The organism is Pricia sp. (assembly GCF_041745955.1).
GTDB lineage: Bacteria > Bacteroidota > Bacteroidia > Flavobacteriales > Flavobacteriaceae > Pricia.
In genome coordinates, this window is record NZ_JBGTHY010000544.1 from 1 (window position 1) to 11,487 (window position 11,487).

The window sequence follows — 11,487 nt, forward strand, 5'->3', positions numbered from 1 at the left end:
AATAATTGTTTATTACGCTAATCAATATGCTTATGGGCTTTGTAAGATGATCGGACCAAAGGGCCGCTCTCCACATGTCGGAAGCCCATATCGAGACCGATGGTCTCATATTTTTTAAACTGCTCGGGAACAATAAACTCCTTAACGGGCAAGTGCTTTTTCGATGGTTGCAGGTACTGGCCTATCGTGACTACATCGACATGTGCTTCCCGCAGGTCGTTCATAGTCTGTACTACTTCGTTCTCGTGTTCGCCAAGACCCAGCATTATCCCTGATTTAGTACGGTTTACCCCATTATCGTGCAAATAGCGAAGTACGTTTAGGCTACGTTCGTATTTGGCCTGTATACGCACTTCGCGGGTCAATCTTTTTACGGTTTCCATGTTATGCGAAACGACTTCGGGAGCTACCTCGATAATCCGGTCAAGGTGCTTTTCAATACCTTGAAAATCGGGTATCAAGGTTTCTAAGGTGGTATCGGGATTCATTCTACGGATGGCCTTGACGGTCTCCGCCCAGATAATGGAGCCCATATCCTTCATATCGTCGCGGTCTACGGAGGTAACTACCGCATGTTTTATACCCATTATTTTAATGGAACGGGCCACTTTTTCCGGCTCCGCCCAGTCCACATTCGATGGTCGACCGGTCTGTACCCCACAGAATCCGCAGGAACGGGTGCAGACGTTGCCCAAAATCATGAAAGTCGCCGTGCCTTCGCCCCAGCATTCGCCCATATTCGGGCAACTGCCGGACGTACAAATGGTATGCAGGTCATATTTATCGACCAAGCTTCGAAGTTGGGTATATTTTTTACCTGTAGGAAGCTTGACCCGAAGCCATTTGGGCTTTCCTTTTGCGGGTGTTGTTCTTTCTAGGGTTTCCGTGCTCATAAAGAATTGGAATTTAGATACAAATATACGATTTTAAGAAGGTTGTACGCGGTAGGGGTTGTGCTACTGCTACTGCTCACCATTTATAACCTCCGCCAATAACTTCTTCGCCCTAAGTAACTTGACTTTTACATTGTTGACAGGTTCGTTGAGCTCGTTTGCGATCTCGGCGTAACTCAGCTCTTTAAAATACCTCAGATTGATGATTTCCTGATAGTGGGGTTTTAGTTTTTTGATGTGCAGCAGGAGTTTAGCCAAATTCTGTTCATTGATCAATTGGTCTTCTGCAGAGGGCGCATCGTCAAGCACTTTTTTTACCGCCTCTTGGTTACCGTCGGTTTCCAAATTCCTTTTTCGCTTTCGGACGAGGTCGACGTGAATGTTTTTCGAAATGGTTATCAGCCAGGTTTTAAAGCCGTACGAAGGGTCGTAGGATTGTAATTTGTCGAAGGCTTTTGAAAAGGTCTGAATAGTAATGTCTTCGGCGTCGTTTTCGTTTTCGGTGCGCTTGAGCTGGAATCCGTATACACCGTTCCAAAAAGTATCCAGCAAGGTACTAAAGGCAATTTGGTTTCCCTCAAGTGCCTTTTGAATGATGGCTTGGGTGTCGTCGGTTTCGCCCAAAGGTTAAAAAAGTTTTATAGTTGCATTAGTTGATAGTTGCATTAGTTGTAGGATGGTAATTCGGAATTGGAATCTTTTCTACAATCCTGTTCCTCGGGAAGTTTTCCGCACATGCCGCAGGCTTCACCATCTTGGTTCAAAAACGGACTCTGACTGGCGCATGTACCCGCGAATTTACCATCTTTTTTACTCCATATTTTAATGGCGATACCAGCAAACGCTAGGGCCAACAGGGCTATGGTCAATAGTATCAACTTCATGTTACAATTTTGTGTAAAGGTACAAAATAAAGCCCCGACACGAAAGTTACGGGGCTATAAGTAAAATTCGTAAGAACGAATGTATCAATATGCGATGTTCGCCACTATATTTTCAACTGTCGGACTATCGTTACCGCCCTTGGGCTCAATAGTAATGTATCCGACCGCGTTATCGGAATAGGGTAGGGCCATTAGTCTTTTATCGGCCTCTTTTAGGATTCCAAGATTTACCATTTCGCCGTTGACCTCGGCCCACATCTGATAGCATTGATTTTCGGGCAAGTGGGGCAATTTGCTTACGTTTAGGTAAGACAGTTTTTTAACGGGATTGACGTAGGCAACGGCCTTAAGCTCTTGTGCCTTTTTGTTTCCCGTAAATTTATATTGTTTTGTTTCGGGATTTTGCAGTACGATAAACTGGTTTCTAACATCTTCGAGCTGCTCGCGCATCTCTTCTTGCAGATTGTCGATTTTGTTGTTGACGATGGCATTTTCTTCTTTCAAGCTTCGATTTTGATCCCAATAGAAGTAGGATGCCCCTGCGGAAACCAATAGCGCAAAACTTGCGGCAACGGCAAATTTCATGAACCTGCTTCCGTTCCTGTTCTCCTTGTGGATTTGGGTCATTATCTTTTCCTTGAGCTCGTCAGGTGCCTTTACGGCATGTAATTTGGCAAAGGTTTCCAAATTTTCTTGCAGTTCATCGTAGGTCTTTCTTACTTCCGGATACAACGAAATGTAATTTTCCGCTTGTAGGGTTTCCTCATCGCTCGTGGTCCCCATAAGATAGTTTTCCAGCAAATCGGAATCTAAAATTGTTTGTAATTTTTGTTTCATGGTGCAATTTTTTTGATTTTGATGTAAAACCTATGCGCCTACGGTCAACTATAAAAGGTCAATAGAAATCCAGGTTGGTTAAAAAGGATTTATAATGAATCGTCTCAAGACGGTACAACGTGTATAAGGTTAAGTGTCAGGGTCAAAAGCATCGTCGGGCCATATATTTTTTTGAGCTCCCTCAGTCCGATCTTTAACCTAGATTTGATAGTGCCCAAGGGAATATCGAGCTCATCGCTCGCTTCCTGTTGCGTCATCCCTTGAAAAAAAAGGGCATCCAACACAATTTGGTACTTCGACTCTATCTTTTCCAGATTCTCACGGACGTCCATAAACTCTGGTCTTGTACTGTTGACACCCAGATTATATACGTCCGAAACATCGATTTGGATTTCCTTATCGCTTTTTGTTTTAACACTTCTCAATTTATCTATGGCCGTATTTCGGGTGATCCGAAAAAGCCAAGTGAAGAGTTTTGCTTTGGATGCATCGTACGAATCGGATTTTTTCCAGATTTTCACAAAGCTTTCCTGTAGTACGTCCTGTGCCATTTCTTCGTCGCGTACCACTTTGTGGGCGACGCCCAAAAGGGTACTGCCGTAGTGTTCGTATAACAACGAGATTGCTTTTTCGTCACGCTCTTGAAGTAGTTCGACGATATGTTTTTCAAGTAACGTGCTCATGTTCGAGGTAGGTCTTTGAACGCGTTCAGAAAAAAAAGTGTAGTAGGGGGCATCCGATCTTATCTTTTAATCCGTATATGCAATAACGCTAATGTAATAAAACGAATTTTAGTGTTGGTTTATTGAAAATATGTATCCCATAAATGGGCAACTGGTAACTGCACATTTAGTTTTTGGTTAGTTTGGTTTGGTATAACCCCTGCTGCTTTTAGTAGCAGGGGTTATTTTATTGATCGTAGTTTCCATTCTGCCCTATTATATTGACTTCGGGCTCTATACGGATACCGAATTTCTTTTCGACCGCTTCAATGATTTTCCATGCCAAATCGATTATTTCCTGGCCGGTCGCATTTCCATAATTGACCAATACCAAGGCCTGCTTTTTGTGGATACCGGCATCGCCGAAACGTTTACCTTTGTAACCCGCTTGTTCTATCAACCATCCCGCGGGAATTTTATAGCTGTCTGCCGAAATCGTATAAAACGGCGCATTCGGATGGTCTTTCGTAAAAGTATGGAATTCGGATTCGGATATAATGGGATTCTTAAAAAAACTGCCACTGTTGCCCAGCACTTTGGGATCGGGCAGTTTGCTTTGTCGGATTGCGATTACTGCATTGGATATATCCTTAATTTTTGGGTCAGAAATCCCTTTCTTTTCCAACTCGGATTCTATAGCACCGTAGGAAGTATTGCGTCGGTGATTGCGTTTGGTCAGTTGTAGCGTAACCGAGGTAATGATATATTTTCCCTTTCCCTCGTTTTTGAAGTAAGAGTCGCGATACCCGAACCGGCAATCCTCCTTGGTAAACGTTCTTAAGGTCAGATCGTCTACGTTTATCGCTTCGCAGCTTACAAAAGTATCCCTAAGTTCTACACCGTAGGCACCGATATTCTGAATGGGTGCCGTGCCGGTATTTCCGGGGATGAGGGACATATTTTCAAGTCCGCCATATCCCTTTTCCAAAGTCCAAAGCACCAGAGTGTGCCAATTTTCACCGGCCATGATTTTTAGGATGACCTGATCGCTATCTTCCTTGACGACTTCGATCCCCTTGATATTTATATGTAAAACCAGTGCGTTGATATCACCGGCGATTAGCATATTGCTGCCGCCACTGAGAACGAATTTTTCGGGGTATTCTTCTAATTGTAAAGCCTGCCATAGTTCGTCGGCGCTATTGATCTCGATAAAATATCGAGCCTTGGCGTCAATACCGAAGGTGTTGTACGATTTAAGGGATATTTCTTTTTGGATGTCCATTAGGGGTTTTAGGCTCTTTTAGGATAGGTCTCTTACATCATTTATGGAGCCATTTAAACTTATTTTTTGGAACCAAGTATTTCAGTTTTTGTGCACTAATAAAGCCATTTTTTGGTAGCATAGCCGTAGCTACTCAAAAATAGTAAAACTAGGGTGCAAATGTGAAAATCATAAGTAAAAGAATAGGTTTAAATCGCTTCACTATGAGTATAACTCTTTAAGGCCTCCTTTAGTATGTTCACTGCCCTTTTTAGGCTTTCCCTATCCAGCACATACGCGATACGTATCTGATTTTTCCCGAGTCCCTCGGTAGCATAGAATCCCGCTGCCGGGGCGACCATCACCGTCTCGCCCTCGAATCGGAAATCTTCCAAAAGCCATTGTGCAAAGTGATCGGCATCGTCGATGGGCAGCTCAGCAATACAGTAAAACGCCCCTTGGGGATTTCCGATCCTTACCCCTTCGATTTTTTCGAGTTCGGCAACGAGCAGGTTTCTGCGCTGGGTATACTCTTCCTTCACATCGTCAAAGTAACTTTGTGGAGTCTCCAAGGCGGCCTCACTGGCCATCTGCGCAAAAGTGGGCGGGGACAGGCGTGCCTGGGCGAATTTAAGGGCGGTCTTGATGATTTCTTGGTTTCTAGTCACCAAGCAGCCAATACGTGCCCCGCACATGCTATATCTTTTGGAAACGGAATCGACTATGATTGCATGCTGTTCGAGGCCCTCTTCCTGTAAAATGGAATAGTGTTGCCGGCCGTCATAGGCAAATTCACGATATACTTCGTCCGCCACTAGAAACAGGTCGTGCCTTTTTACGATGGCGGCCAGTTTTTTGATTTCTTCCTTGGTATACAGATAACCCGTCGGATTACCGGGATTACAGATAAGAATGGCCTTGGTCTTCGGCGTGATCCGCTTTTCGAATTCCTCGATGGGCGGCAAAGCAAAATTGGAATCTATATAGGAGGTGACGGGTACCACCTTAACGCCGGCTGCGGTGGCAAATCCATTGTAATTGGCATAAAAAGGTTCGGGTACGATGATTTCGTCGTCGGTATCCATAATACTGCCCATCGTAAAGGCAAGTGCTTCGGAGCCTCCCGTAGTTATGATGATATCATGGGCATTGACATGAATGTCGTTTTTCGCATAGTACCCCGCCAATTTTTGGCGGTATTCTTCGGAACCTTCCGAGCGACTGTATTCAAGCACTTCGAGGGTGTTGTTCCTTACCGCATCCAAGGCGACCTTGGGCGTTTTGATGTCCGGTTGCCCGATGTTGAGATGTATCACCTCGACGCCGTTCTTTTTTGCGGCTTCGGCGAAGGGCACTAATTTGCGAATGGGTGATTGAGGCATGGTTGCCCCTTTATGGGAGACTTTTGGCATAGCAATTCTTGTTTTTGCAAAAATGGGAAAAGGAAATGGGGAAAACAAGTACAAGGGCAAGTTCAAGTGTAATGGTCAAAAAGTTTATGGGGGAATGTTTGTGGGAGAATGTTTGTAGGTAGGCTGGATGTCAGATGCACGATGCTCAAAGTATTTTTCGTCGCCGAACATCGTGCACCAAGCAGCCTTCTTTCATGTGTTAAAAACAATAGGTCAAACGAAAAAAATCGTACCTTAAACACGGATAATATGTTAAAAACAAGAAAGTTGAACCGGTTTCTAAGTAATATCGCCATAATTATCCTACTGCTTCCCGTTTTGGGTATCGCACAGACTTTCCATTTGCCCGAGGGTCAAAAGTTCGAAAAGCTGAAATTCCGCCTTATCAACAATCTTATGATCATCCCAATGGAGGTAAACGGTACCGAACTTTCCTTTATATTGGATTCCGGTGTCGACAAACCCATCCTTTTCAATCTCTCCGATCAAGATTCGGTACAGATCAACAATGTTTCCGAAATTAGCATCAAGGGGCTCGGCGATGGTGAACCTATCAAAGCACTGCGTTCACATGGCAATACCTTCAAAACCAAGAATATCGCGAATCGCGACCAACAGTTGTATGTCGTGTTGGATAAGACCATGAATTTTTCTACTACTTTGGGCATTCCAATCCATGGTATTATCGGATATGACCTGTTCAGGGATTTTGTGGTGGAAATAGATTACGGCCGCAACATTCTAAAATTTCACGATCCCACAACCTATGTGCACAGAAAAAATAGGCGGCAGGAAATCCTTCCCCTTGCGATTATTCAAAAAAAAGCCTATATCGATGGTAATCTAATACTAAAGGGAGAACTGCCAGTGAGGTTGTTGGTCGATACGGGAAGTAGCGATGCGATATGGCTATTTGAAAACGGAGCCATACATGTTCCGGACACGTATTATGAGGACTTTTTAGGAAAAGGCCTGAACGGCAATATCTTCGGGAAACGTACCAAGGTCGATACCATTCAGATAGGTCGTTTTGTTTTGAAGGATGCCAAGGCGGCTTTTCCGGACAAAAAATCCTTCGGTGCCATAAAAAACCTGGGCAGTCGCAACGGCAGTGTAGGCGGCGAGGTGCTGAAACGCTTCAATATCATTTTTGATTACGGCCGGAACACGATTGCCTTGCGAAAAAATAGGAATTTCAATGCGCCTTTCCAATATAATTTAAGCGGACTTAGCTTGCAGCACGATGGCGTACGGTATATTTCAGAAAGTATTACGGATTCAAGGGGCGTTATATATAGCGAAGAAAAGTCATTCGGTGATGTTCAAATCCTTTTTGAGAATCGTACGAGACTGAGTTTGGTGCCCGAAATTATCGTGTCGGGCATTCGTGCCGGAAGCCCTGCCCACGAAGCCGGCCTATTGGAAGGCGATGTCATTCTGGCCGTAAACGGAAAACGCATTCACCGATACAAAATACAGGAAGTTCTCGAAATGCTCAATGAAAAAGATGGGAAACGGGTGAAAGTACAAGTTGAGCGCCATGCCCAAGACCTAACATTCAGCTTTGTGCTAAAGGATATGTTCAAGGAAAAATGGTGATGTTGGATGGCGGATTCTGGATAATCGGAAACTTATAAAGATTTTTTTGTCTATTGCACCGAGCACCGAGCACCGAGCACCGAGCACCGAGCCATTTTTCATCCCTTAGAACCAAAAAACCCCGATGTTGAAATCGGGGTTTCCATCAAAATATTGTAACATAGTATTATTTTCCGTCAACGGCCTTCACTTCGCCCTTGATTTTAAGGACTTTCGTAGGCGTATCCGCATTTGATATCACCGTGATGGCCTTGCGTATCGGTCCGGGTCTGTTAGTATCGTACTTCACCTGAATTTCGCCGGTTTTACCCGGAAGAATTGGGCCTTCGGGTTTCTTTGGGATGGTACAGCCACAACTTGAGCTTACCTTGCTGATAATCAATGGTGCATCACCGGTGTTCATGAACTCGAACGCCCGAACGCCATCGGCGCCCTGTACTATTTCACCGTAATCAACGGTTTCCGATTTAAACTCGATTTTAGCGGCCTTTTCCTGTGCGGTAAGGGTAAATCCCATTAGGCCAACAAACAATACAAGTACTATTTTTTTCATGATTTTGGTTTTAAAGGGAAGTCCAAAATTAAATTTTTTCCTATGAACCTCCAAATTTCTTTACTTGAACTCATTTTGGTAGCCAGTTTACCCCGACGTTTCGGGACAAAAAAGAAAAACCTGAGACGAGTTCATTATGTGTTAACGTTGCTTATTTTTGTTTCGTATTTACAATTGGGCAAAATTGCCATAAAATATCAACAATTAACGAGGGTCTGGAATTTAATTTCCCAAACCTTAGCATACTTATCAAAAACCGTTCCAAACCATGGATATACCTTCAAAATACGACGCCCAAAAAGCTGAAAACCACTGGTACGGCTATTGGATGGAACATAAATACTTTGATTCCGTACCTGACGATCGGGAGCCCTATACCATCGTAATTCCACCACCGAACGTAACGGGCGTGCTTCACATGGGGCATATGATGAATGCCACCCTTCAGGACGTTTTGACCCGTCGGGCGCGCCTGATGGGCAAAAATGCCTGTTGGGTGCCGGGCATGGATCATGCCTCCATTGCCACCGAGGCCAAAGTGGTCGCCAAACTGAAATCAGAAGGCATTGATAAATCCGATCTGAGCCGGGAGGAGTTCCTGAAACATGCCTGGGAATGGACGGACGAGTACGGCGGCGTTATATTGGATCAGCTCAAAAAGCTTGGTTGCTCGTGCGATTGGCACCGCACCAAGTTTACCATGGATGACGCTATGTACAAATCCGTTATCAAGGTTTTTGTCGACTTGTTCAATAAAGGGTTGATTTATCGGGGCCATCGTATGGTCAACTGGGATCCAGAGGCACAGACGACTCTGTCGGACGAGGAGGTGATCTATGAGGAAAAACAGGGACTACTCTATTATTTATCCTATCCTATTGAAGGCTCCAGCGAAAAAGTGACTATTGCCACTACAAGACCGGAAACCATTTTGGGCGATACCGCCATCTGCGTTAACCCCCATGACGATCGTTTTCGGCACTTGAAGGGTAAAAAGGCCATCGTTCCCATTTGCGCAAGGGTCGTTCCAATTATCGAGGATGGGTATGTGGATATGGAATTCGGTACCGGATGCCTGAAAATAACCCCTGCGCACGATATCAACGATAAGGCCTTGGGCGAAAAGCACGATTTGGAGACCATCGATATTTTCAATGCGGACGCCACTTTAAATTCCTTTGGATTGCATTACGAAGGCAAAGACCGTTTTGTTGTCCGTAAGGAAATTACCAAGGAACTGGAAGAAAAGGGATTTTTGGTCAAAACGGAAGACTATGTCAATAAAGTAGGAACTTCCGAGCGTACCAAAGCGGTCATAGAGCCGCGCTTGAGCGACCAGTGGTTCCTAAAAATGGAAGAGCTGGCCCAACCTGCCCTCAAGGCCGTATTAGAAACGGAGGAAGTCAAATTTTTCCCCAAAAAATTCGATAATACCTATCGCCATTGGATGGAGAACATCCGTGATTGGAACATTTCACGACAGCTTTGGTGGGGTCAACAGATTCCCGCCTACTACTACGGCGACGGGCAGGATGATTTCGTGGTCGCAGAGACCAAGGAGGAAGCGTTGGAGAAAGCACGATTAAAATTGAACGGTCACCCCGAGCCTGCCTCGCCGACAGGCAGGCGCCCTCGAAGGGCGACCGAAACGATGGAAGATGCGTCGAAAAAAGCCAATGAAAAACGAGCTCTCACTTCGCGCACTTCGGCTGTGCTCAGCACGGGCTCCGTCGAGAAGCCTTTGGAGCTGCAAGATTTAAGACAGGACGAAGACGCCTTGGACACCTGGTTTTCCTCTTGGCTATGGCCCATCAGTGTATTCAACGGCATCCTAGAGCCCGATAACAAAGAAATCAACTACTATTATCCCACCAACGACCTCGTCACCGGCCCCGACATCATCTTTTTCTGGGTAGCGCGTATGATTGTTTCTGGATACGAATTCCGTAATGAACGCCCCTTTCAGAATGTCTATTTTACGGGATTGGTGCGCGATAAGCAGCGACGCAAAATGTCAAAATCCCTCGGCAATTCCCCCGATGCGCTCAAGCTCATCGAAGAATATGGCGCCGATGGGGTCCGCGTAGGATTGCTGTTGAGCTCCGCCGCCGGCAACGATCTGATGTTCGACGAAGACCTCTGCCAGCAGGGCAAGAACTTCGCGAATAAAATCTGGAATGGCTTTCGACTTGTGAAAGGGTGGGAGGTAGGCGATCTGCCCCAGCCCGAAGCCTCAAAACTGGGCATCGCCTGGTATACGGCCAAGTTCGATCAAACTTTGGCCGAAATCGAGAACCATTTTAGTAAATATCGTATTTCAGATGCCCTCATGGCCATCTACAAACTGGTCTGGGACGATTACAGTTCGTGGCTGCTCGAAATCATAAAACCCGATTATCAAAAGCCCATTGATAAGACGACCTATGAAGAGGTCATTGCCCTTTTTGAGCAGAACCTGAAATTATTGCATCCTTTTATGCCCTTTTTGACAGAAGAAGTCTGGCAGCATATCGCCAAGCGGTCGCCCCAAGAAGCCTTAGTGGTTTCGGAATGGCCGAAAACCCAAAACGTGGACGCTGACTTGACTAAGGAATTCGAGTTCGCCGCCGAGGTAGTTTCAGGCGTGCGAAACATCCGAAAGGAAAAGAATATTCCCATGAAAGAGGTGTTGGAGCTTTCCGTTTTGGATGAGGAAAAAACCTCGAAAAAATGGGACACTGTCATCGAAAAACTCACGAATCTTTCAAAAATTACGTATGTTGATGCTTCGGTCGAGGGTGCGTTATCCTTTCGGGTAAAAAGCAACGAATATTTCATCCCCGTAAGCGGTACCATCGACATAGAGGCCGAAATCCAAAAAATCGAGGAGGAATTGAAGTACACCAAAGGCTTTTTGAGATCCATACAAAAGAAACTTTCCAACGAGCGTTTCGTCAATAATGCGCCCGAGCTGGTAATTGACACGGAACGTAAAAAAAAGGCGGATGCGGAGGCGAAGATCGAGACGTTGGAGAAGAGCCTTAGTAGCCTTAAATAGTTTGCGATGAATGTCTATTCTATTCCAATCGTCCAGAGAATTGTTAAGGCAAATGATATCGGATAAAAGCGGAACCTTTTTGGTAAGGGTTCCGACATGGGAAATGACTGGTAAATATCACTTTCTGCTCGTGTTGAAATTATAAGTTTTATACTAATAGGAGGTTTTGGCCGAAAATTTAATTATGATGATTATCTTTAGATAAAATAATCCGATTATGAAGCCTACAATACTCCTAGCTACTTCGTTAATACTATTTTCTTGTACCGGCCAAGGAAAAAAACCGGAAATCCTTCCCGCAGAAATCCAGATCAAGACGGCTACGCTTCCTGCGCCGGAAGCGGAC

Annotated in this window: 10 protein-coding genes; 2 read left to right on the forward strand and 8 right to left on the reverse strand. The window is 44.9% G+C overall.

Going from position 1 to position 11,487, the window contains the following annotated elements; translation table 11 throughout:
- Nucleotides 1–17 precede the first annotated feature (17 nt).
- From lipA to ACEW8S_RS19500, 7 genes are all read right to left on the reverse strand, one after another.
- Nucleotides 18–893 (reverse strand): lipoyl synthase, encoded by an 876-nt coding sequence (gene lipA, locus ACEW8S_RS19470; protein WP_373519772.1) that lies wholly within the window; start codon nucleotides 891–893, stop codon nucleotides 18–20.
- A gap of 69 nt (nucleotides 894–962) precedes the next feature.
- Nucleotides 963–1,517, reverse strand: coding sequence for an RNA polymerase sigma factor (locus ACEW8S_RS19475; RefSeq protein ID WP_373519773.1), 555 nt, complete (start codon nucleotides 1,515–1,517; stop codon nucleotides 963–965).
- Between the two features lie 41 nt (nucleotides 1,518–1,558).
- Nucleotides 1,559–1,777 (reverse strand): membrane or secreted protein, encoded by a 219-nt coding sequence (locus tag ACEW8S_RS19480; protein ID WP_373519774.1) that lies wholly within the window; start codon nucleotides 1,775–1,777, stop codon nucleotides 1,559–1,561.
- Between the two features lie 84 nt (nucleotides 1,778–1,861).
- Nucleotides 1,862–2,614, reverse strand: coding sequence for an anti-sigma factor domain-containing protein (locus ACEW8S_RS19485; protein WP_373519775.1), 753 nt, complete (start codon nucleotides 2,612–2,614; stop codon nucleotides 1,862–1,864).
- Nucleotides 2,615–2,718: 104 nt separating this feature from the next.
- The gene (locus tag ACEW8S_RS19490) at nucleotides 2,719–3,297 is read right to left on the reverse strand and encodes an RNA polymerase sigma factor (RefSeq protein WP_373519776.1); all 579 of its coding nucleotides are present in this window, start codon (nucleotides 3,295–3,297) and stop codon (nucleotides 2,719–2,721) included.
- 226 nt (nucleotides 3,298–3,523) lie between these two features.
- Entirely contained in the window at nucleotides 3,524–4,561 is a 1,038-nt protein-coding gene (gene murB, locus ACEW8S_RS19495) for a UDP-N-acetylmuramate dehydrogenase (protein ID WP_373519777.1), read from the reverse strand.
- Nucleotides 4,562–4,749: 188 nt separating this feature from the next.
- Nucleotides 4,750–5,952 (reverse strand): pyridoxal phosphate-dependent aminotransferase, encoded by a 1,203-nt coding sequence (locus ACEW8S_RS19500; protein ID WP_373519778.1) that lies wholly within the window; start codon nucleotides 5,950–5,952, stop codon nucleotides 4,750–4,752.
- A gap of 249 nt (nucleotides 5,953–6,201) precedes the next feature.
- On the opposite strand from ACEW8S_RS19500, the gene ACEW8S_RS19505 reads away from it, so the two are divergent.
- Nucleotides 6,202–7,551, forward strand: a complete 1,350-nt coding sequence (locus ACEW8S_RS19505) for an aspartyl protease family protein (RefSeq protein WP_373519779.1) — start codon at nucleotides 6,202–6,204, stop codon at nucleotides 7,549–7,551.
- Between the two features lie 166 nt (nucleotides 7,552–7,717).
- Here ACEW8S_RS19505 and ACEW8S_RS19510 read toward each other — a convergent pair whose 3' ends face one another.
- Nucleotides 7,718–8,104 carry a DUF1573 domain-containing protein gene (locus tag ACEW8S_RS19510; RefSeq protein WP_373519780.1) on the reverse strand — a complete coding sequence of 129 codons (387 nt, stop codon included), beginning with the start codon at nucleotides 8,102–8,104 and terminating at the stop codon, nucleotides 7,718–7,720.
- Nucleotides 8,105–8,372: 268 nt separating this feature from the next.
- Between ACEW8S_RS19510 and ACEW8S_RS19515 the strand changes: the two genes are divergently transcribed.
- Complete coding sequence (locus ACEW8S_RS19515; protein WP_373519781.1) at nucleotides 8,373–11,141, forward strand: valine--tRNA ligase; 2,769 nt, start codon at nucleotides 8,373–8,375, stop codon at nucleotides 11,139–11,141.
- The last annotated feature ends 346 nt before the right edge of the window (nucleotides 11,142–11,487 follow it).

What these genes read in the sequence shown, in the direction of transcription:
- ACEW8S_RS19485 (WP_373519775.1), bottom strand. Translation starts at nt 2,614, where the DNA reads ATGAAACAAAAATTACAAACAATTTTAGATTCCGATTTGCTGGAAAAC.
- ACEW8S_RS19505 (WP_373519779.1), top strand. Translation starts at nt 6,202, where the DNA reads ATGTTAAAAACAAGAAAGTTGAACCGGTTTCTAAGTAATATCGCCATA.
- ACEW8S_RS19490 (WP_373519776.1), bottom strand. Translation starts at nt 3,297, where the DNA reads ATGAGCACGTTACTTGAAAAACATATCGTCGAACTACTTCAAGAGCGT.
- lipA (WP_373519772.1), bottom strand. Translation starts at nt 893, where the DNA reads ATGAGCACGGAAACCCTAGAAAGAACAACACCCGCAAAAGGAAAGCCC.
- ACEW8S_RS19510 (WP_373519780.1), bottom strand. Translation starts at nt 8,104, where the DNA reads ATGAAAAAAATAGTACTTGTATTGTTTGTTGGCCTAATGGGATTTACC.
- murB (WP_373519777.1), bottom strand. Translation starts at nt 4,561, where the DNA reads ATGGACATCCAAAAAGAAATATCCCTTAAATCGTACAACACCTTCGGT.
- ACEW8S_RS19515 (WP_373519781.1), top strand. Translation starts at nt 8,373, where the DNA reads ATGGATATACCTTCAAAATACGACGCCCAAAAAGCTGAAAACCACTGG.
- ACEW8S_RS19480 (WP_373519774.1), bottom strand. Translation starts at nt 1,777, where the DNA reads ATGAAGTTGATACTATTGACCATAGCCCTGTTGGCCCTAGCGTTTGCT.
- ACEW8S_RS19500 (WP_373519778.1), bottom strand. Translation starts at nt 5,952, where the DNA reads ATGCCAAAAGTCTCCCATAAAGGGGCAACCATGCCTCAATCACCCATT.